The organism is Synechococcus sp. UW105 (assembly GCF_900473935.1).
Taxonomy (GTDB): Bacteria; Cyanobacteriota; Cyanobacteriia; order PCC-6307; family Cyanobiaceae; genus Synechococcus_C.
The window spans coordinates 319,760-339,979 of sequence record NZ_UCNN01000030.1 but is presented as its reverse complement, the minus strand read 5'-3'; the positions used below and the strand labels follow the sequence as shown (position 1 = coordinate 339,979).

General features: G+C 58.4%; 24 protein-coding genes and 1 tRNA gene. 12 read left to right on the top strand and 13 right to left on the bottom strand.

Features of this window, described 5'->3' with window-relative positions:
* Positions 1–48: 48 nt before the first annotated feature.
* Positions 49–717 (bottom strand): Fe2+-dependent dioxygenase, encoded by a 669-nt coding sequence (locus tag DXY16_RS14050; RefSeq protein ID WP_115121732.1) that lies wholly within the window; start codon positions 715–717, stop codon positions 49–51.
* A gap of 133 nt (positions 718–850) precedes the next feature.
* On the opposite strand from DXY16_RS14050, the gene DXY16_RS14045 reads away from it, so the two are divergent.
* The gene (locus DXY16_RS14045; RefSeq protein ID WP_244281715.1) at positions 851–1,825 is read left to right on the top strand and encodes an extracellular solute-binding protein; all 975 of its coding nucleotides are present in this window, start codon (positions 851–853) and stop codon (positions 1,823–1,825) included.
* 10 nt (positions 1,826–1,835) lie between these two features.
* Here the strand turns inward: DXY16_RS14045 and DXY16_RS14040 are convergent, their stop codons facing one another.
* Positions 1,836–3,398: a UbiD family decarboxylase gene (locus DXY16_RS14040; RefSeq protein WP_115121730.1), complete on the bottom strand. Its 1,563-nt coding sequence runs from the start codon at positions 3,396–3,398 to the stop codon at positions 1,836–1,838.
* Between the two features lie 65 nt (positions 3,399–3,463).
* Between DXY16_RS14040 and DXY16_RS14035 the strand changes: the two genes are divergently transcribed.
* Genes DXY16_RS14035 through sds form a run of 5 tightly spaced genes read left to right on the top strand, consistent with a single transcriptional unit; the run spans position 3,464 to position 7,978 of the window.
* Entirely contained in the window at positions 3,464–4,228 is a 765-nt protein-coding gene (locus DXY16_RS14035) for a 2-phosphosulfolactate phosphatase family protein (RefSeq protein WP_115121729.1), read from the top strand.
* A 33-nt stretch (positions 4,229–4,261) separates the two neighbouring features.
* Positions 4,262–5,083, top strand: a complete 822-nt coding sequence (locus tag DXY16_RS14030; RefSeq protein WP_115121728.1) for a carbon-nitrogen hydrolase family protein — start codon at positions 4,262–4,264, stop codon at positions 5,081–5,083.
* 6 nt (positions 5,084–5,089) lie between these two features.
* Positions 5,090–6,181 (top strand): N-acetylmuramoyl-L-alanine amidase, encoded by a 1,092-nt coding sequence (locus DXY16_RS14025; protein ID WP_115121727.1) that lies wholly within the window; start codon positions 5,090–5,092, stop codon positions 6,179–6,181.
* Positions 6,178–6,966: a glutamate racemase gene (murI, locus tag DXY16_RS14020; RefSeq protein ID WP_115121726.1), complete on the top strand. Its 789-nt coding sequence runs from the start codon at positions 6,178–6,180 to the stop codon at positions 6,964–6,966. The genes DXY16_RS14025 and murI overlap by 4 nt, the downstream gene beginning before the upstream one ends.
* A gap of 40 nt (positions 6,967–7,006) precedes the next feature.
* Positions 7,007–7,978 carry a solanesyl diphosphate synthase gene (sds, locus tag DXY16_RS14015; protein WP_115121725.1) on the top strand — a complete coding sequence of 324 codons (972 nt, stop codon included), beginning with the start codon at positions 7,007–7,009 and terminating at the stop codon, positions 7,976–7,978.
* Here sds and DXY16_RS14010 read toward each other — a convergent pair.
* Positions 7,972–8,667, bottom strand: coding sequence for an HAD family phosphatase (locus tag DXY16_RS14010; RefSeq protein ID WP_244281702.1), 696 nt, complete (start codon positions 8,665–8,667; stop codon positions 7,972–7,974). The genes sds and DXY16_RS14010 overlap by 7 nt on opposite strands.
* Complete coding sequence (locus DXY16_RS15310) at positions 8,664–8,786, bottom strand: hypothetical protein (RefSeq protein WP_256359597.1); 123 nt, start codon at positions 8,784–8,786, stop codon at positions 8,664–8,666. The genes DXY16_RS14010 and DXY16_RS15310 overlap by 4 nt, the downstream gene beginning before the upstream one ends.
* 127 nt (positions 8,787–8,913) lie before the next feature.
* Between DXY16_RS15310 and acs the strand changes: the two genes are divergently transcribed.
* Entirely contained in the window at positions 8,914–10,884 is a 1,971-nt protein-coding gene (acs, locus tag DXY16_RS14005; protein ID WP_115121724.1) for an acetate--CoA ligase, read from the top strand.
* Positions 10,885–10,909: 25 nt separating this feature from the next.
* On the opposite strand, the gene DXY16_RS14000 is transcribed toward acs, so the two are convergent.
* Positions 10,910–11,380, bottom strand: coding sequence for a TerB family tellurite resistance protein (locus tag DXY16_RS14000; protein ID WP_115121723.1), 471 nt, complete (start codon positions 11,378–11,380; stop codon positions 10,910–10,912).
* Between the two features lie 140 nt (positions 11,381–11,520).
* On the opposite strand from DXY16_RS14000, the gene DXY16_RS13995 reads away from it, so the two are divergent.
* A complete protein-coding gene (locus tag DXY16_RS13995; RefSeq protein WP_115121722.1) occupies positions 11,521–11,955 on the top strand; it encodes a VOC family protein in 435 nt (144 codons plus the stop codon).
* Here DXY16_RS13995 and DXY16_RS13990 read toward each other — a convergent pair.
* The gene (locus DXY16_RS13990; RefSeq protein ID WP_115121721.1) at positions 11,904–12,653 is read right to left on the bottom strand and encodes a DUF1350 family protein; all 750 of its coding nucleotides are present in this window, start codon (positions 12,651–12,653) and stop codon (positions 11,904–11,906) included. The genes DXY16_RS13995 and DXY16_RS13990 overlap by 52 nt on opposite strands.
* Positions 12,650–13,111, bottom strand: coding sequence for a peroxiredoxin (locus tag DXY16_RS13985; RefSeq protein WP_115121720.1), 462 nt, complete (start codon positions 13,109–13,111; stop codon positions 12,650–12,652). The genes DXY16_RS13990 and DXY16_RS13985 overlap by 4 nt, the downstream gene beginning before the upstream one ends.
* 83 nt (positions 13,112–13,194) lie before the next feature.
* Here DXY16_RS13985 and DXY16_RS13980 point away from each other — a divergent pair, with 83 nt between their 5' ends.
* The 4 genes from DXY16_RS13980 (at position 13,195) to DXY16_RS13965 (ending at position 16,454) form a co-directional block, all read left to right on the top strand.
* Positions 13,195–14,115 (top strand): 3'-5' exonuclease, encoded by a 921-nt coding sequence (locus DXY16_RS13980; RefSeq protein ID WP_115121803.1) that lies wholly within the window; start codon positions 13,195–13,197, stop codon positions 14,113–14,115.
* Between the two features lie 78 nt (positions 14,116–14,193).
* Positions 14,194–14,520, top strand: coding sequence for a hypothetical protein (locus tag DXY16_RS13975; RefSeq protein ID WP_371410926.1), 327 nt, complete (start codon positions 14,194–14,196; stop codon positions 14,518–14,520).
* A gap of 112 nt (positions 14,521–14,632) precedes the next feature.
* Positions 14,633–15,607 carry a phosphate ABC transporter substrate-binding protein PstS gene (gene pstS, locus DXY16_RS13970; RefSeq protein WP_115121719.1) on the top strand — a complete coding sequence of 325 codons (975 nt, stop codon included), beginning with the start codon at positions 14,633–14,635 and terminating at the stop codon, positions 15,605–15,607.
* 256 nt (positions 15,608–15,863) lie between these two features.
* Positions 15,864–16,454, top strand: coding sequence for a Crp/Fnr family transcriptional regulator (locus tag DXY16_RS13965; protein WP_115121718.1), 591 nt, complete (start codon positions 15,864–15,866; stop codon positions 16,452–16,454).
* Positions 16,455–16,597: 143 nt separating this feature from the next.
* Here the strand turns inward: DXY16_RS13965 and DXY16_RS13960 are convergent.
* The 6 genes from DXY16_RS13960 to DXY16_RS13940 all read right to left on the bottom strand — a co-directional run bounded on the left by DXY16_RS13960 (position 16,598) and on the right by DXY16_RS13940 (position 20,055).
* Positions 16,598–16,671: transfer RNA gene (locus tag DXY16_RS13960), tRNA-Pro, on the bottom strand.
* Between the two features lie 14 nt (positions 16,672–16,685).
* Positions 16,686–17,033: a hypothetical protein gene (locus DXY16_RS13955; RefSeq protein ID WP_115121717.1), complete on the bottom strand. Its 348-nt coding sequence runs from the start codon at positions 17,031–17,033 to the stop codon at positions 16,686–16,688.
* 69 nt (positions 17,034–17,102) lie between these two features.
* The gene (locus DXY16_RS14940; RefSeq protein WP_170953974.1) at positions 17,103–17,264 is read right to left on the bottom strand and encodes a hypothetical protein; all 162 of its coding nucleotides are present in this window, start codon (positions 17,262–17,264) and stop codon (positions 17,103–17,105) included.
* Positions 17,261–17,977, bottom strand: coding sequence for a peptide-methionine (S)-S-oxide reductase MsrA (gene msrA, locus DXY16_RS13950; RefSeq protein WP_115121716.1), 717 nt, complete (start codon positions 17,975–17,977; stop codon positions 17,261–17,263). Before msrA ends, DXY16_RS14940 begins: the two co-directional genes overlap by 4 nt.
* Positions 17,978–18,002: 25 nt before the next feature.
* Entirely contained in the window at positions 18,003–18,254 is a 252-nt protein-coding gene (locus DXY16_RS13945) for a hypothetical protein (RefSeq protein ID WP_115018097.1), read from the bottom strand.
* Positions 18,255–18,303: 49 nt separating this feature from the next.
* Positions 18,304–20,055, bottom strand: a complete 1,752-nt coding sequence (locus DXY16_RS13940; RefSeq protein WP_115121715.1) for an ABC transporter ATP-binding protein — start codon at positions 20,053–20,055, stop codon at positions 18,304–18,306.
* Between the last annotated feature and the right edge of the window lie 165 nt (positions 20,056–20,220).

Here is a 20,220-nt window from a genome sequence, read left to right as displayed (position 1 = left end):
TCTAAGTGATCTTCTGCCTGGCGTCTGTCTACGAATGCTGCTTTTAACTCATCCTCCAAGTGTTCGAAGAATGTTGGCATGTGCCAGGAAGATTCTGTCTAGAGCCTCCGAGCGCCCTCTTTCCGCCAGAAGATAACGTGCTCCTGATTCGAGGTTAAATAGATTCATGCGCATCTCATGGCTTGCCATGTAACTTTCGATCCAGCCAACGCAGGCGTAGCGTGTACCCGCACGCACTTGTCTGACACTGTGCAAGTAGCAACTTGGGTAAATGAAAACGTGGCCTTCCTTTAACTTGTAGGTATTCGTTTCGGTGGTGTCGAGGATCTCGAGTTCGCCACCCTCGTACTCTTTCTCGTTGCTTAGGCTCACCGTATAGGAAATATCCGCCCTACCAGTTGTCATGAATGCATTGTCTACGTGTTGGCCGTAGCCACCATCTCTGGTTGTTTTGCTGATCAGTGTGTGATGTAATTTTTTCGGTAAGCAAAAGCTTTTGATCGCCATCTGTTTTTTTAATCTGCTGTGGACCTCAGCAACGATCGACTCCGTCAGTGGATCTGATGGCTTCAGCTGTAGGTTTTTTTTGATGTCCTTGGCATGGCTCCCAGCGGTTTGCTTGCCATCGACCCATTGGCCTTCCTCCAGATGTTCAAGCTTGTGGCGAATGGCTTCGCATTCCTTGGCAGTGAAGATCTCAATTTGTAGACTGTCCACTTATGGTTCGTGCTTTTTGTACGCTTGAAATGTGCCTAATGATTCGTTTTTTGCTCGGATCGTGGCTTTGATGGTAACATCCTCCCCCGATTTTTCGATGAATCGCTGCCTGACGGGTTTTTTCGCATTGCTGATGCCGGCTTCGCTCGCAATCCCCGCTGCCTCCGCTGAAGAAGTTCGTGTTTATTCCGGTCGTCACTACAACACTGATCGCCAGGTCTTCAAGGCTTTTTCCGATCAGACTGGCATCAAAGTTCGTTTGTTGGAGAGTAAGGGAGCATCCCTTGTTGAGCGTTTGCGCCGTGAGGGATCTAATTCCAAGGCTGATGTGATCCTTCTGGTGGATGCAGCTCGCATTAATAATGCGGCCAAGGCTGGTTTATTTGCGCCGATTAATTCTGCTGCCTTGAAGCGAGACGTTCCTGCTCGTTATCGCGATCCCAGCGGACGTTGGTTCGGAGTGTCAAGGCGACTGCGCGTGATGGTGGTTAACTCCAAGATCGTGCCAATGTCCAAGCTCAAGACTTATGCAGACTTGTCAAAACCTTTTTTAAAGAACAAGGTTTGTTTGCGTAATCGCCAGAATGTATACAACCAGTCTCTCGTGGCGGACCAGATTGCGCTGCGTGGTGTAGATGCTACCAAGGCCTGGTTGAAAGGCATGATCTCGAATGTTTCCCAGCCCTACTTCCCTGGTGATATCTCATTGGTCCGTGCGGTTGCTCAGGGTCAATGTGGGATTGGGATTGTTAATCACTATTACGTCTCCCGTATGCTGGCCGGCGTCAATGGCAACAAGGATCAGAAATTAGCGAATAGCGTTAGAGTTTTTATCCCTGATCCTGCCCACGTTAATATTAGCGCTGCTGCCGTAGCTAAGTACTCAAAAAATAAGAATAATGCGATCCGATTGGTTGAATTTTTAGCCTCGCCAAAGGGTAGTGCCTTGTTGGCTTTGCCAACGTTTGAGCACCCAGTATCTGTTAACAATACCTCTGGGTATGTCACCCGTTTCGGTGCTTTTACCCCGGACTCGGTCACCATCTCGCAATTGAGCCAATATCAGCCGATGGCGATCCGGATGATGGCAGAAGCGGGCTGGAAATGATTCCCTCCCTCTAGTTATTGATGTTGACCTTTTTGAACAGGGTTTCCATCACATAGCCAAACAGCTCTGGGTCTGGTTCTTGGCCGTCTAGGTCACCCAGACCCAATTCTTCCAGCCTCTCACTCACACGGTTCTCGAGCTCTTGTGGCCTGTGCAGAGGCTCTCCCCATTCATGGTTTTTTTCCGGTCCAATCTTGGTGGTCGCATCGATCGCCATACGACCACCAAGCCCGAGTTGCTCACTGGCGAAGTCAAGGCTGTCAAACGGTGTGTTTTCCAGTACGAATAAATCTCGCTGCGGATCAACCTGACCTGCGATTGCCCAGACCACTTGGCGTGGATCTCGCACGTTGATTTGGCGATCGACGACCACCACAAATTTGGTGTAAGTAAATTGTGGCAGTGCACTCCAGAAGGCCATGGCGGCCCTTTTGGCCTGTCCGGGATAGGCCTTGTCGATGGAGATCACTGCCAGCTTGTAGCTCAATGCCTCCATCGGCAGAAAGAAGTCTTTGATTTCTGGAATCTGTTGGCGCAAGATCGGTGTGTAAATCCGATTTAGGGCGATGGCCAGCATCGCTTCCTCCTTCGGCGGTCGGCCGCTGAAGGTGGTGAGCATGATTGGATCCCTTCGTTGCGTGATGCAGTGGAAGCGCACCAAGGGTGAATCTTCGACATTGCCGTAGAAGCCCATGTGGTCACCGAACGGTCCATCCGGCATCACTTCCCCTGGCGTGATCGTTCCCTCCAACACAATTTCGCTGTGGCTGGGCACGGATAGATCCAGGGTTTTGCAGCGTGCTAATCGCACGCCTTCACCGGCATAAAGGCCTGCAAACAACCATTCGCTCAATTGCACCGGAATCGGTGTGGCTGCGGCCATCACCAAGAGTGGATGCACGCCAATCGCCACCGCGACTTCGAGCTTTTTGCCCATTGCAGCGGCTTTGCGCAGGTGACGCGCGCCACCTCGCACGCTTAACCAGTGCACCGTCATCGTTGTGGCGGACTGCTTTTGCAGCCGGTAAACCCCCACATTTGGCACCCCGGTTTCTGGATCTTTGGTGATCACCAGTCCGAGGGTGACGACACCACCAGCGTCGCCAGGCCACGGACGAATGAGGGGTAACGCATCGAGATTGACGTCGTCTCCTTTCCACACCTGTTGGTGGCAGGGAGGCGTGAGATCGCGATCCGGTACAGCCTTGATCAGATCCCAGAACACCTTGGCAAAGGCTTTTGTTTCCTGAATCCCCTTCGGAGGTTTGGGTTGCTGTAACAGGGCGAGACGGCTGCCTAGTTCCTCCAGCTGTTCGGCCCGCTCAAGACCCATGCTCCATACGACCCGTTCCACCGTGCCCAACAGATTGACGGCGACTGGCATCGAGGAGCCGATCACGTTTTCAAACAGCAGAGCCGGTCCGCCCATCCCCAGCACCCGATCAGCGATGGCGGCGAGCTCGAGATCGGGATCCACCGGCGCGCTCACTCTGCGCAGCTGACCTTTGGCTTCCAGCAGCTTCAGGAAGCCCCGCAGATCACGGGTCGCCGGACCGGAGCGAAACAAGGCCATAGAGCGAATCGTTGCTGGACTGGCGATCTGATTACTGTGACGCACGCCGACCCTCCAACGTGGCCATGAAGCTCAGCTATTTCCATGTCGCCGCGGACGTGCCGGACTGCGACCCCTCGGTGCAAGCCTCCGACAAGGCTGATGCTGCGGTGGTCATTGATGTGCTCCGGGCCACCACCACGATCGCCTGGGCTCTTCACAACGGTGCTGAGGCCGTTCAGACCTTCAGTGATCTCGATGAGCTGCGGTCTACGGCGCAGCGCTGGCCTGAACCACAACGGCTTCTTGTTGGCGAACGGGGAGGTAAGACCCTGGAAGGTTTCGATCTTGGCAATTCCCCTGTTGCGGTGATTCCCGATGTTGTGCAAGGCAAACGGCTGTTCATGAGCACCACCAACGGCACCCGCTCTCTCCAGAAGGTGCGTGATCTGGCCAGGGTGTTCACGGCAGCTTTGCCCAATCGTCGTGCTGTTGCAGAGCGTTTACTCCAGGAGTCTCTTGATCAGGTTTGGATCGTTGGTAGTGGCTGGGAGGGCGCTTATTCGCTTGAGGATTCCCTTGCGGCTGGCGCGCTTGCTTCGGCCTTGATCGAGCAGGGAGCCGTTACTGCAAACGATGAGATGCAGGCCGCCATTGTGCTCTGGGAGCGTTGGCAGTCGCAGCCTGAAACTTGTCTGCGCCAGGCCACGCATGGACAGCGGTTGATTCGCATTGGCAATCATGATGCCGACTTTCGCTGTTGTTCCGGCTTGGATCAGTTGAGTGTGGTGCCCACCCAGGTGGAGCGCGGCGTGTTGCGAGCCATCGATCTTGCTGATTCAGCCCCTTGATCCCCCTAAAGTTTGTTCTTTTAAAGCCCTCCCGTGAGTGACTTTCTGGCCGCCGCCGTGCAACTCACAAGCACCTCGGATCCGGAGAGCAATTTCACCGCTGCCGAGGAGCAGATTGAACTGGCTGCCCGCCGTGGTGCGGAATTGGTGGGCCTGCCTGAGAACTTCGCCTTTATGGGCGATGACGCCGCTCGGCTTGAACTGGCTCCTGCCCTGGCCGAACAGAGCAGCCGCTTCCTGGTCACCATGGCCAGGCGCTATCAGGTGGTGATCCTCGGAGGTGGCTTTCCCGTTCCCACTGGCGATGGAACCCACACCCTCAACAGGGCGGAGCTCGTTGGGCGTGATGGCCAGCTTCTGGCCCGCTACGACAAGATTCACCTCTTTGACGTTGATTTACCTGATGGCATCACCTACAGGGAGTCGACCACGGTCACCCCTGGACGCGAGCTTCCTCCTGTGGTGGATGTTCCGGGTTTGTGCAAGGTGGGGGTGTCCATTTGCTACGACGTGCGCTTCCCTGAGCTCTATCGCCATCTGATTGGTGCAGGAGCTGAGGTGTTGATGATCCCCGCTGCATTCACGGCCTATACCGGCAAGGATCATTGGCAAGTTTTGCTCCAGGCCAGGGCGATCGAGAACACGGCCTTTGTGGTCGCACCCGCCCAGACAGGCATTCATTACGGCCGTCGCCAGACCCATGGCCATGCCATGGTCATCGACCCCTGGGGCACTGTTCTCGCTGATGCCGGTGGCGTGCCTGGAGCGGCGATCGCCCCTGTGGATACTGGCCATCTGCAGCACATCCGCGGCCAGATGCCAAGCCTTCAGCATCGCCAGCCCGCCCTGTTCTGAACCCCCATGGTTTCGGCGCAGTCTCGACGTCTTGCTCTGCTGGCTGCCGTGTGCCTGCAGCTCGGTGCATTGCTGTCAGCCCTGCCGGCTCGAGCGGCCAGCGCCCTGGCGGCTTGGGCGCTGACCAGTGAAGGCGTCCTTCAGCTGCGCACCGCTACCGGAGCACGATTAGAGGCGTTCTTTGAAGCGGGAGATCGCCAACGCGGCCCGCGCGTTTGGATTGATTTTCCAGGGGAGCTCAGTCGGCCCAGAAAGCTACGCGGTAGTGGACCGGTTCGGCAGATCCGCTTGGGCAAGCCCAATCCAGGCGCGACGCGTCTGGTGCTCGAATTTCAACCTGGCACCGAGCTCGATCCCGGCCGCCTCAAGCTTGTCGGCACGGCGAAGGATCGTTGGACCATGACCTTTGAGGGGCTGGCCACGCGTGGTTTGCGTCCGATTGGGGAGGGAGATCTCACCCGTAGCAGTGGACAGTGGAGTCCTGGTATCAGGATTCAACCCACGAAAACCCCCGTGGATCCTTCTGGTCTGCCGAATGTGCCCCGCGGTCGTTATCGCGTCGTGATCGATCCAGGCCATGGGGGGCCCGATCCCGGTGCCGTTGGTATCAGGGGTCTGAGAGAGACCGATGTGGTGCTGGATGTGTCGCTGCAGGTCGCCCAGTTGCTTGAGGCCAAGGGTGTGCAAGTGGTGATGACCCGAACAGCCGAAGTGGATGTTGACCTCCCTCCCAGGGTTGCCCTGGCCAACCGTGTTGGTGCTTCAGCGTTTGTCAGTATTCACGCCAATGCCATCAGCATGTCGCGGCCTGAGGTGAACGGGATTGAAACCTTCTATTTCTCCGATCCCCGTTCGGCACGGCTTGCTGCACACGTGCAACAGCAGGTGCTGAATGTGTCTCCTGGCAGTCCCAACCGTGGCGTGCGTCGTGGTCGCTTTTTTGTGATCCGCCGCACCACCATGCCTTCAATACTTGTTGAAACCGGTTTTGTCACCGGACGATTGGATTCTCCCCGGCTTGCCAATCAGGGCCACCGTCGTCGTTTGTCCCTGGCGATCGCCACAGGAATTCTTGAGTATCTGCGGGGGCTGCGATGAGCGTTTGTCTTGGCCTTTTTGATAGTGGAGTGGGCGGTCTGACCGTGCTGCGCAGCATCCTTCTCCGCCATGGCCCTTTGCCCACGGTCTATCTCGGTGATACGGCCCGTGTTCCGTACGGCAGTCGTTCTCCTTCTGAGATTCGCTCGATTGCCGCCGAAGTGGTGGCGTGGTTGAAAGTGCAGAAGGTGTCGACGGTTGTGATGGCATGCAACACCACCAATGCTCTTGCTCGTGATGTGGCTGAAGGACAGGCCGGCGTGCCGGTGGTGGGCCTGATCGGTGCCGCTGCTGCCATGGTTCGCGAGTCTCGGGTTGGGGTGTTGGCGACGCCAGCCACCGTTGCTTCGGGTGCATACCGAGAAAGCATCGAGGCCCTCAACCCAGGAACAATGGTGGTGCAACAGGCCTGCCCACGTTTCGTTCCCTTGATCGAGGCTGGAGATCTATCGAGTCCGGAGCTGCGCCAGTCGGCGATCCACTACCTCGCTCCGCTACTGGAGGCCTCGGTTGAGTCGGTGATTCTCGGCTGCACCCACTACCCCTTATTGGAGCCGCTGTTGCGCAGCCTGCTGCCCCCAGAGGTGCGGCTGATTGATCCAGCCGAGGCTGTTGCTCGCCAACTCGATGCCCTGCTAGGGGCCCCCGCTCCGGGCCGTCCGGATTTCCCCTTGTCGCTGGGCCACACGCGTCTCTGTGTGACAGCCGATCCGGACGGTTTCGCCCTTCGTGCCACCCCTTGGCTGGGGGGGCGGCCTCGGGTTGAGGCTGTCACGCTGCGATGAGCGGCCTGCGCCTTCTAGGATCGCCACACCGAGGGGATCCATGGCCACCGTCACTGAGCTTTTGCAGCCGGTCGAGCTCGATCTCGAAACTCTGCTCAGTGACCTGCGCAGCCTGATCGGGGCTGGTCACCCAATCCTGCAGGCGGCTGCAGAGCATCTTTTCAGTGCAGGTGGAAAGAAGATCCGCCCCGGGATTGTTCTGCTGATTTCCCGGGCACTGTCGCCGGAAGGTGATCTCACCGCTCGGCATCGTCGGCTGGCCGAGATCACTGAAATGATCCATACGGCCTCCCTCGTTCACGATGATGTGGTGGACGAAGCGGCGACGCGGCGTGGTGTGGCCACTGTGCACAGCCGCTTCAACCATCGTGTGGCCGTGCTTGCAGGCGACTTCCTGTTTGCACAGGCCAGTTGGCATCTCGCCAATCTCGACGATCTCGAGGTGGTGAAGTTGCTCAGCCGCGTGATCATGGACCTTGCCGACGGCGAGGTGAAGCAGGGCCTGTTCCGTTATGACACCGGCCAATCCTTCGAGACCTACCTCGAGAAGAGCTATTGCAAGACGGCTTCTCTGATTGCGAACAGTGCTCGTGCCTCTGGGGTCCTCAGTGATCAGACCCCCCAGCAACTCGATCAGCTGTATCGCTTTGGCCGCCAGCTCGGTCTCGCCTTCCAGGTTGTTGATGACATCCTCGATTTCACTGGCAGCGAGCAGCAGCTCGGCAAGCCCGCCGCCAGTGATTTAGCCAGCGGCCTCCTCACGGCTCCAGCTCTCTATGCCTTGGAAGAGCAACCCGTCCTGGCTGGACTGATTGAACGTGAGTTCAGTGGTGAGGGTGACCTCGAACAGGCCCTCGACTTGGTGCGGGCTTCTGATGCCATTCCCCGCAGCCGTGCCCTCGCGGAAACCTTCGCCCGCGAGGCCCGTGAATCGCTGCAATGGCTCCCTGATTCACCCTCTCGCCGCGCCTTGCTGGAGCTGCCTGAGTTTGTGCTCAGTCGCCTTTACTGAGTCTTCAAAGCCGTTAGTACATCGTTCAGGCTTGCGATCGTCTGCCAGGCCCCATCCCTCGGAAGGTTGTCGCAATCCAGGTTGTTGCCGTCTGGGTTCAGCACCCAGACATGGCACCCAGCGGCTAATGCTGCATGCGTGCCAGCCGCAGAATCCTCGAAAGCCCAGCAGCTGGAGGCATCAACGTTTAGCCGTTGGGCTGCCAGTAGAAAAGGATCAGGCGCAGGTTTACCGGCCTCCAGGTTGGGGTCGTCGCCGAGCACCCGGGTGGTGATTTGATTGATCCAGGGATGGCCAGCGGTCTTGTAGGCGACCGACTCTTGGGCACTGCTTGTCACGAGTGCCATCGGCATGGTGTGTTGGGCACACCAGCTCACAAGCTGTTGTGCACCGGCGTTTGGCTTCGCTGTCGGCAGCAGCCTTCGGGCGATGGGCTGCTGAATCGCGAGCAGTTCGTCGCTGCCAATCGACGCATCCAACCAACGCACCACCTGGTCGGCGCAGTCGCGACGGCGGCGTCCGCGCAGCGCCAGCAGTTGGGCTTGCCTTAGCTGGGTGCCGAAATGGGCGGCAGCGGCTTCCCAAGCTTGGCCATGCAGAGGTTCGGTGTTGAGCAAGAGCCCATCGAGATCAAACAGGCATGCCTGGGGCAGCGTCTTCAATCCAGGCTTGTGTTGAGTGCTGTTCACGTGGGCTGTTGCAACCAGCTGCAGGTGGCGCAGAAGCCGCCGATCGCGGCCTCGGCTGAGAGGGACATCAGATCAGCTCCTTCCTGGCCGCTCCGTCTCCGCAGGCCTTTGTTCGCCAAGTTTGTTGGTGACCTCCAGTTCAGACAACAAAGTCGGTCGCCTCTGGCAACGCTTGGCAACGACAGCACTTCCATCCTTGGGAGCTCTGGATAACCTTCCCGAGTGAGTGCTTGCAGGCCACGGGCGATGAGTGAAGCTTCCACGATCGAATCAGTGCTGCATGAACAGCGCGTGTTTGCCCCTCCTGCCGATCTTGCCTCCAAGGCCAGTATCGGCAGCATGGAGGCCTATCGGGCTCTGGCAGACGCTGCTGCGCAGGATCCCGATCGCTTCTGGGGAGATGCGGCAAGGAAAGAGCTGCACTGGTTTGAGCCTTTTCACACCGTGCTCGATTGGAGTGATGCCCCGTTTGCCAAGTGGTTCGATGGTGGCAAGACCAACCTCTCCTACAACTGTCTCGATCGGCATCTCGATGGCCCCAAGGCCGACAAGACGGCGTTGATCTGGGAGGGGGAGCCGGGTGATGTACGCCGATTTACCTATCGCGAGCTGCACGCTGAGGTCTGTCGTGCCGCCAATGCCTTGAAAGGGATGGGCCTTGGCAAGGGTGATCTTGTGGCTCTCTATATGCCCATGATCCCCGAGGCTGCCATCGCTATGTTGGCCTGCGCCCGGATCGGAGCCCCCCACTCGGTGGTCTTCGGAGGCTTTTCCGCCGAAGCCCTTCGTGATCGTCTCATCGATGGAGAGGCCAAAGCGGTGATCACTGCAGATGGTGGATTCCGCAAAGACAAAGCCGTTGCGCTCAAGCCAGCGGTGGATGCGGCCTTGGCCGATGGTGCCTGTCCAAGCGTGCAGTCTGTGCTTGTGGTGCAGCGCACCAAGGATTCAGTGACGATGGCTGAGGGCCGTGATGTTTGGTGGCATGACGTCGTTCCTGGTCAGGCCAGTGATTGCCCGGCCGAACCGATGGAGAGCGAAGACCGTCTGTTTGTGCTCTACACCTCTGGCTCCACAGGAAAACCAAAGGGAGTGGTGCACACCACTGCCGGCTACAACCTCTGGGCTCACCTCACTTTCCAGTGGATCTTCGACATCAAGGACGACGACGTCTTTTGGTGCACAGCGGATGTGGGCTGGATCACCGGCCACAGTTACATCGTCTACGGCCCTCTCTCCAATGGCGCCACCAGCGTGATGTATGAGGGCGCTCCGCGTCCTTCCAAGCCTGGAGCCTTCTGGGAGCTGATTCAGAAGCACGGCATCACCATCTTCTACACGGCACCAACGGCGATCCGTGCCTTCATGAAGAGTGGCCGTGACGTGCCTGACCAGTACGACATGCGCAGTCTGCGCTTGCTTGGCACCGTCGGCGAGCCGATCAATCCCGAGGCCTGGATGTGGTATCGCGACGTGATTGGCGGCCATCGCTGTCCAATCGTTGACACCTGGTGGCAGACCGAAACCGGCGGCGTGATGATTAGTCCACTTCCTGGAGCCACTCCCACCAAGCCGGGATCGGCCACCCTTCCTTTGCCTGGCATTCAGGCCGATGTGGTGGATGCCGAAGGCAACAGTGTTGGTGCTGATCAAGGTGGTTACCTGGTCGTTCGTCAGCCCTGGCCAGGGATGATGCGCACTGTGCATGGCAATCCGAAGCGCTTCCGCGAGAGCTACTGGGAGCATCTCAGCCTTGCCGACGGCAGTCGCATCTATTTCGCCGGTGATGGCGCCCGTCGCGACAGTGATGGCTACTTCTGGGTCATGGGCCGGGTGGATGACGTGATCAATGTCTCTGGTCATCGCCTGGGCACGATGGAGATTGAGTCCGCTCTGGTTAGCCACCCTGCCGTTGCTGAAGCCGCTGTGGTCGGAAGACCTGATGATCTCAAGGGCGAGGCCATCGTGGCCTTCGTCACCCTTGAGCTGGGGCGTGAAGGATCCGACGCGCTTGTGGCTGAGCTGAGGGCCCATGTGGGCCAGGAGATCGGTCCGATCGCCAGGCCCGATGAGATCCGCTGCAGTGATGCTCTCCCCAAAACCCGCAGCGGAAAGATCATGCGACGGATTCTTCGGGCTCTTGCCGCCGGTGAAGAAGTGAGTGGAGACACCAGCACCCTGGAAGATCGCTCGGTTCTCGATCGTCTCCGGGCCTGAAGCCTGCAGAGAACAACGTCTGGGATCAGAGGCCGGGAATCTCTGGTCCCATCAGGGCCGGATCGGGCCATCCTCCTTCGCCGAGCAGGGCATCGCCAATCAACTGCAGAAGGCTTTTGCCTTGCTTCAGCTCTGTTTTCGCAGACCACTCAATTTCATTGAGCTCCTCGTGCGTTAAGCCCAGGGCGGCCACCAGTTCTCGGTAAGCCGTTCGTTCGTCTGCGTTGATGTCTTGTGTGTCTTCGGGGTTGCGTGACACGCCTGCCACCAGGCAGGCAATACGGGCCGCTAGGCAGCGTTCCGCCTCGCTGTTGAGCTGTTCCGCCAGGTTGGCCAGTGTCGGTAGGGATGTTTGACCGGTCTGTGTGGCTGCTTGAAGCCCAAGGCGTTGGGGAAGCTCCTCAATCATCTGGGCTTCGTCATCGGAGATGGCCCCGTCACTCAGGGCAATCACCTGGGCGATCTGAAGCAGGGCGATGTCACTTTTGCTCGCCATCAGGGCATGTCTGCGATCTCTCAGTCAGCTTATGCGGGTTGAATTGGTTGGATTGCGTGGTTCAACCGAAGCTTCTTTTGGGTTTCACCAGACCTTCACCTGTCAGCCCGTCATGGTGATCCCATCAGCCGTCATCAACCATGAAGCGAAAGTCTCACGTCAGCTATCGCTATCACCACCTGGGCATCCCGACGACGGCTTGCCGCCCTGGCGAGCACGACAGCTCCACCTTTCGGATGTACAGCTCCGGTGGGGAGGATCCGGCTGGATTTCGGATTCAGTATCACCGCTTCGAGCCAGGGAGCAGCCTTCACCCTTTGATTCAGACCGTTCCGCACGTTGCCTTCAAGGTCGACAATCTCGATGCTGCGATTGAAGGTGAGCTCTTGCTGCTCGATCCTTATGAGCCATTTGAGGGGTTCAAGGTGGCCATGATCGAAGACGATGGTGCCCCAATCGAGCTGATTGAAACCGACCTGAGCGAGGACGAGATCTGGGGCGAACCAAAGGCCAATTCGGTGATCTATCCGGAAGCGGTGGTGCCCATCTGCGCCCAGGACGCAATCAGCTGCTGAAGCTGTTCCACCTGTTGTTGCCGTTGCTGGCCCTCAGCCCAGTCTCCAAGGAGCTGTCGCCGCAGCCCTGCGCTGGCCGGTGTGAGGTGATCGCCGGCTAGCTGGAGTGTTTCGCTTGCATCATGCGGACGTGTCTGCAGCGCTGTCAGCAAACTGCTGCTCTGATCGAGTTCGTCATCCCTGAACCGCACCACCAGATTGGTGGGTTGGTGATAGTGGCGCTCGATCAGTCGCAGCGTTTCCTGTGGACTGGGGCTGAATTCCGTTTTCAGGCCAAGCCTGGTTTCTACGGCGCCGAGCAGGGGAATGGACTGATCGGCGGTGAAATTGTTGAAGCTCAGCGCCACCATGGCCTTGCTGCTCCGGCCGCCATCAGGGGCGAGCAAGTGCAGTTTGCAGCCCAGGCTGTGACCGAGCCGAAGCGATGGATCCAGGCGAGTGCCAAGCCTGTTCAGCAACTGCCGCCGACATTGACGCAGGCTGTCCCAGGCCTGTCTGGCCTGAAGTTGATGGTCGAGCCCAGGCACATAGCTCCAGGCATGAACGGCCAGATTGCGTGAGGCCAGCCCTTCCAGCAACCGGCGATAACTGATCTGCGGTGTGGCGGCCAGATAACTCCCCCCAATGAAATCCACGACGGCGGTGGGTCGGGAGGGCCACAGGCACCAGCAGTCATCCAGCCGGCGCCAAGTGCTCATGCCTTGGTCTGCAGCGATTGCACAATCTGCTGGGCCTGGCGCACATGGGCGGGACCATCGAGCAGGTTGTTGAACACATGGCGGATCACGCCCTCCCCATCGATCACATAGGTGACGCGAGAGGGCAGCAGTCCTAGGGTCTTGGGCACTCCAAAGGCGCGGCGCAGGCTTTGATCAGCGTCGCTCAGAAGCGGGAAAGGCAGCTGGTGGCGCTCGGCGAAACGACGATGGCTGATGGCATCGTCGCCACTGACACCCCACACCTGCGCACCGAGTGTCTGCAGCTCGCCATGGGAATCCCGGAAGCCGCAAGCCTCTGCGGTGCAACCAGGGGTGTCGTCTTTCGGATAGAAAAACAGCACCAAGATGGTTCCGTTGCGGTCCCCGATGTTGCAGATGTTGCCGTCTTGATCCTCACGGCTGATCGAGGGGGCGCGGTCACCAACAGTGAGAGGCATCTCTTGGGCCTAAACATCGAGACCGCACCCTAGGAATTGGTTGCGAAGGACGGAGAATGGCAGCAGCTGGGCGATGGATGCGCATGGAGAATCAGTCGGTTCCTGGTCAACTCGACCTGCTGGCCTTCACGGCCGATTCATCATCCGCTCAGTCCTTGCCAGATCCGCAGCCCGAGACGGTGTCAGCTCCGTTGGCTGAAGGGCAGCCAGAGGCGACTGTGGGGCGGGATCAGGATTCAACACCCGAAACGTTGCCTGCAACTGAACACGATCCGGCGCAGGGCCAAAGCCAAACCACAACAGTGCCCGGCACTCTGCTGATCCTCGACACGGAAACCACGGGTCTCAACCCAGACAGCGATCACTGTCTTGAAGTGGGCGCCATCCTTTTTGACGTCTCAAGCCGGCAGGTGTTGGCACAGCTCTCGTTTTTGTTGCCGGTGCAGGCCAATGCTGCGGAGCCGATCAACCGCATTCCCGCGTCTGTCACCAGCGTGGCTCAGCCCTGGGCAGCGGCACTCCAGTACTTCCAGACTCTGGTTGATGCAGCGGATGTTCTCGTGGCTCACAACGCAGCCTTCGACCGTCAGTGGTTCGGTCGCGGCCACCTACCGCCGGTTTCGAAGCCCTGGTTATGCAGCATGGAGGAAATGCGATGGCCTGCAGACCGTCAGCTTCGCCCCCGGCCATCCGTGCGCGATCTGGCCCTGGCGTATGACATTCCTGTGTGGGCAGCCCATCGGGCACTCACCGATTGCATCTATCTCGCTGACGTCTTTCGACGCTGTGACGATCTTGAACAACGCTTGGCCCACGGCCTGGAGCCTCGCAGTTTGTTCAAAGCTCAGGTGAGCTACGACGAGCGCCATCTCGCCCGAGATGCTGGTTTCCGCTGGAATGACCCCGTGGCGGGTGCTTGGACGCGTCGACTTAGTGCCAGGGAAGCTGAGGCTCTGAGCTTTGCAGTACAGAAACTCGACACGTCGCTAACGATGGCCTCCTGATCACAGGATTTGCTTTATCAGTTGGAAACCTCCCCGCAGGTTTCGTGCACTTGTCCATCCAGTCTTCAGGCTGGTGCTATGGCTGCGCTTCCACGCAAAATCCATCGGCTTCGCAAGCCTGCTCAGCATCAAGCTGTGCAGATTGATCTGCCCCGTATGCGCCTGCAGGCATGGCAGCGCGTTCGCACCTGGGCGCGCCTCATCCGTGAAGCCGAGCAGCTTTGGCATGTTGATGTCAAGGAACTGAAGCGTCTTGGTGCTTTGGAGTTATCTCAGCTCCTCGGTGAAATTCCACCATCGCAACGCCTGCGTGTGAATCGATGGTTGAAAGGTTATGCCGCATCCACACGACTTCATTGCAGTGATGAGGAGTCGTCAGGGGCTGAAACGCATCGAGGCGGGTAAAGGCACGGTTAATGTCTGGCGCTAAATAATAGCCATCTCTTAAATTGTTCCTAACGACTGTCGTTCTTTAGTTTCGCTATTCATTGGTGGCCTATTTCTCTTAAGGCCTGCTATGAGCTTCGCTAAGAAGACTCTGATTTTTTCTTCCCTGCTTGCTCTGGGTGCCGGTATGGCTGCTTCGGCGGCTCCCCGCCTGAATGGTGCCGGTGCATCATTTCCCGCCAAAATGTATCAGCGCTGGTTCGCTGAGCTGGCCAAGTCTGGTGGCCCTAAGGTCAACTACCAGGCGGTAGGTTCCGGTTCCGGGCGCAAAGCATTCATCGATCAGACTGTCAATTTCGGTGCATCTGATGACCCGATGAAGGTCACCGATATGGCGAAAGTCAAGCGCGGTGTGGTTCAGATCCCGATGGTTGGCGGCACGATCGCTTTTGGTTACAACTATCCCGGCTGCAATCTCAAGCTCACTCAGGAGCAGGCCGTCAAAGTTGCCATGGGGCAAATCAATAACTGGAAGCAGGTGGGATGTAAGCCCGGGAAAATGGTTTGGGTGCACCGTTCCGATGGCTCCGGTACCACCAAGGCTTTCACGAACTCCATGCAGGCCTTCTCTAAGACCTGGACCCTCGGCACTGGTAAGTCGGTGAAGTGGCCCTCGGGTGTTGGTGCCAAGGGCAACTCGGGCGTTGCCGGTGTGATCAAGAACACCAAGGGCGCGATCGGTTACGTCAACCAGTCGTACATCAAAGGCAATGTGGTTGCTGCATCTGTCCAGAACAAGTCTGGTGAATACGTCAAGCCCAGTTTTGCTTCCGGTGCCAAGGCTTTGAATGGCATCAGGCTTGATGCCAATCTCGCCGGTAAGAACCCAAATCCGACGGCCAAGGGTGCTTACCCGATCGCCACTCTGACCTGGGTGCTGGCTTACAAGACCGGCAATGGCTCGAATACCGCCGCGATCAGGAAGGCCTTCAACTTCATGTTGAGCGACCAAGCTCAAGCGAAGGCTGACGACCTTGGTTTTGTCCCTCTCAAGGGCGCCATCCTCAGCAAGGCCCGTGCTGCTGTGAACAAAATCAGCAAGTGATCTTGGCCTGGGTCCGTCTTACGAGGCGGACCTGCATCCATGATCCTTTGGCCTCATTGTTCACTCCCTTTGATGTTTCATCGCTGGGGAGGGCATGAGGCCTTTTGCTTGAAGGCATCATCTTAATCAGCTGTTAAGGAGATACTCTTCATTCCTTTGCTTAAAAGGTTCAAGGGGGTGATTAACTTCAGTTGAAGTTGAATTCAACGACGTGGTTGCAACACCTACACGACCCGGCGTTCTCTCCCAGCAGACAATGCCTCAGATGTTGCAATCTGGAGTTTCGAAAAAAAATCAGGTTCATCTAACTGCCGGCAGCTCGATTCCTTTGTTGAGGAACAGCCTCTGGATCGTTGCCAATGGCATGGTCAAACTTGGTGCCGTGACTGAGCAGGGCGATGAGTTGCTCCTGGGTCTTGTGGGTCCGAACGAACCGTTTGGTGAACCGCTGAGCATGGTGGAAGCCTATGAAGCCATCACACTCACCGATTGCGATCTGATTTGCCTCACGCTCGAGGAGATTTCTCAGTCTTCAGATCTGTCGATGCTGATGGTGAATGCGGTGGCTGCACGTGTGCGTCAGACAGAGTTCATGCTTTCACTTCTCGGCTTGAGGCGGGTGGAAGATCGCGTGCGTGCCTTCCTCGAGCTGATGGCCCAGGACTACGGGCAGCCTTGCGATCAAGGCCTACGCGTTGGTCTGCGACTCACCCATCAGGAGATCGCAAGTGCCCTCAGTACGACACGAGTGACCGTGACGCGCGTGGTTGGTCAGCTCCGTGATCAGGGCTGGTTGACGCTTGATGCGCAGCGTCATCTGGTGATCACCCATTTGCCCCAGCGCTGATCAACCGTCAGTTGTCAGACGCCTGCTTGGGCTGAACCGCTGTTGGCGGTTCAGCCCCCGTTTTGTTTGCTCAGAAATCGGTCATTCTCAAAAAAAAACGCCCCTCAAACGAGGAGCGCTTGCCAGATGAGATTGGAACCGAATCGGAGCGGCGGGATTTGAACCCACGACCCCCACTACCCCAAAGTGGTGCGCTACCAAGCTGCGCTACGCCCCGGCAGAACGAAGTTATCACAAGGCATGTCGCCCTCTGTTCCTTCGGCGAATCCGCCGCAGCAAACGTTGGGTGAGAAGGTCGCGAGGGTCGCTGCTGTAACCCCACAGGCGCAGCTGTCGTGCCAGCTGACGTAGCTCCCGAACGCTCATCGAGGCGAGTTGGAGCTCGGGAAGTGTTCGCCAGGCTCGTGTGGTCATCGGCATGGCAGTCCCGCCTTTGCGGATGTCGATCGACAAAGTCCCTTCGGCGAGCCACTCCGGTATCAGCACCATCAGAACGGCAATGAGCCCATACAGCTCAACCAGGCCCTTCGGAAGGGGATGCAGCTGACGTCGCTGTCGGGGGTCTGATGGAGCCGACACGGACTGTGTAAACAGCAGGAGAGGCGCTTCACCATGGCAGTAACAGAGCTGCTTGCGGTGCTGTGGTGGTCAGATCTGAAGGGAGTCTCCGCTGTCGACGCTTGGGCTCCGCCATAGAAGGGGTGGCGCATCGGAGCGACTGGGGCGGAGGCTGAAGGCCAGGCCGATCACCACCAGAAGGGTCAGCAGGATTGCGGTCAGCACCGCCCAGTCAGGCCAAGCGGGTTTCATGCCAGCGCGATCGGACTGTTGTCCCCACGCAGCACGCAGTGACTGATCGACCAGTCGTAGTACTTCCAGACGCTGGCAGGCAGTTTGTAGGCGCAACCATCGAACTGCTCCAGAAGAACGCCGCTCGGCATGGCGGAGCAATAAGGACGACTGCCTGGTTTGGCCAGGTATTGCTGGTGATACGACTCTGCAGCGAAGAAGGGCTGATCGGCCTTGATCTCCGTTGTGATTGCTCCGAGTCCCCTGTCGCTCAGGCCCTTTTGGTAAGCAGCCTGACTGGCCAGGGCCAGTTGCTGCTGTCGCTCTGTTGTCGTGTAGATCGCCGAGCGGTACTGACTGCCACGGTCGTTGCCTTGTCGGTCCCCTTGGGTGGGGTCGTGGCATTCCCAGAACAGTTTGAGCAGATCACTGAAATCGAGAGCAGGCGTGCTCCAGACCACCCGCACCACCTCGGTGTGGCCGCTACGGCCGCTGCACACCTGTTCGTAGCTGGGGTTGGGGCTGTGGCCTCCTGCGTATCCAACAGAGGTCGTCACCACGCCAGGAAGGCGCCAAAAGCCTTTTTCCGCTCCCCAGAAACAGCCGCATCCGAAGACCACTTCCTCCTGGTCGTCCATCAACGGGGCATTCAACGACGTGCTCAGTACGGCATGTCGCAGCGGTTCTGCGTTGGGACGCTGAGCAGCTTCGCCGGTCAACCAAGAAGGCAGCATCGAGGCATCGTGAACTGACTCAAGGTTAGGAATCCTGAGCAGGCTGCAGCTGAATGTGATTCAGCAGAGTGGTGACAAAGGCGAAGAGCAGAAAAGGAAGGCTCAGCACCAGAATCAGACCAACGCCAACCAGGGCAAAGATGGGGCGACTGGAACCCATCAAGCCAAGCCCCGCAGCAAGGCTGACGAAAATAACCGCCATCCATGCCAGAACCTGAGCGTAGATGTCACCGAAGGTGAGGGTGCAACGCACCGCGTATTGGTTGGCGGTGGACATGGTGATGCAACCCTGAAACGGCCACTTCAGCTAAGCCAGAAATCTGCTATTAGGCCACCGCTTCGAGACGTTCCGAAGCCTGTTCTCTTTCCCAGAGACGTTTATAAAGCCCCTCTTCTTGGACCAAGTCGCGGTGATGCCCCTGCTGGACCAGGGTTCCTTGTTCGATCACGAGAATCCGATCGCAGGCAGCAGCAGCAGAGAGTTGATGGCTGATCATCACGATCGTTCGTTCACGCTGATTGCGGATCGATGCCAGGATCGCTGCTGCAGTGTTGTTGTCCACGCTGGCGAGGGCGTCATCGAGGACCAGCACAGGCGATGTCATCAGCAGGGCTCTTCCCAATGCGGTGCGTTGGCGCTGTCCACCACTCAACGTGATTCCACGTTCGCCCACCAGCGTGTCAAAGCCATCAGGGAAGCCGCGGACATCATCCAGTAGGCGAGCCTGCTCGGCAGCCGCCTCCACTCGTGCAGTGTCGGCTTCCGGATCGCCATATCGGAGGTTGTCCGCAAGGCTGCTGGTGAAGAGATACCCCTCCTGGGGCACCAGGGCGATCTGATGGCGGAGATCGCTGAGTCGCATTGTTGTTAGGTCACAGCCATCAAGAAACAGCTGGCCGCCGCTCACGTTGACCATGCGACCCAGGGCCCGGGCCAGGGTTGTTTTGCCGCAGCCAACAGGCCCCACCACAGCCACCAACTCACCTGGCTCAATCACGAAGGAGAGCTTGGAGAGAGTGTCGCGATCGCTGTCCTCGTAGCGAATGGAAAGTTCTCGGGCTTCGATCCTGCCGAGCACAGGAGTCGAGAGGGTTTGAGGTGCTTCTGGGTCTGCAATCACCGGTGCGCGCTGGAGGAGTTCCTCAACACGCTCAAGACTCACTTGGCCTGTTTGGAAGGTGTTGAGGGTGAATCCGAGCAGAGCTGTGGGAAAGACCAGGCGCTCTACATAAAGGATGAGTGCCACCAGGCCACCGATGCTGAGCGTGCCCGCTTCCAGTTGTCCGCTCCCCAGGGCCAGCAGCAAGAGCAGAGAGATGGATGAGATGCCCTCTAAGAGTGGGAACAGCGTGCTTCGCGTACGGGCCAGCCGAATCGCAGCATCGCGGTAGTTGTCGTTTCGAGCTTCGAAGGCTTGTTGCTCTTGGGCTTCCTGGCCGTAGATCTTGATGGCGGCGATGCCAGAGAGGTCTTCTTGGATCAGCTCGCTCAGGCCGGCCAGTTGTTCCTGCTGACGGCGCTGCTGGCGCATCATTCGCCCTCCAAACAGGCGCACAGTGCCAAGCATCACTGGGTAGAGCGCGATCGCCGCCACGGTGAGTCCAGGGTCGATCGCCAGCATCGCCGGTAGGGTGAATGCATAAGCCAAGCCGGTGTTCGTCAGGCTCAGCACGGCAAAGCCCAAAAGTCGACGCACGTTTTCCACGTCGCTTGTTGCTCGGCTGATCACCTCTCCGCTGCCTGTTTCCTGCACCCAGCCAGGGTCCTGCCGAAGCATGTGGTCGAACAACCGCTGGCGAAGTTCCACTTCCACCTGTCGACCGACGCCGAACACCAGTTGCCTGGAGATCAGACGCACCACCCCCATCGAGCTCGCCAGCACGACAATCCAGCCGGCCTGACGAAGCACATCAGTAATGGCAAAGCCGTCCTGTAGGTCGTCGATCACCCTCCTTACCTCAAGGGGGATGGTGACGCTCAGCATGTTGACGACCACCAAGGCCACGGCCCCGAGCAGAACCGTGCGCCGATGCGGGCGTAGGTAGCGACCGATCAGGTCGAGACGGAAGGCTGCCATCCGTGGGTGAGCGCAGGCAACAACCTAGGCACCGACCCCTGTGGCAAGTGTGGGGCCTTGGCCGTTGGCCTGAGGGGTTCGCGTTGGGACCGCTGGAGAGGGCCTGAATCGAGATTTGATGCGCTTCTGGCCAGACGCCATCTTTTAAGGGATATTGGATGTGTC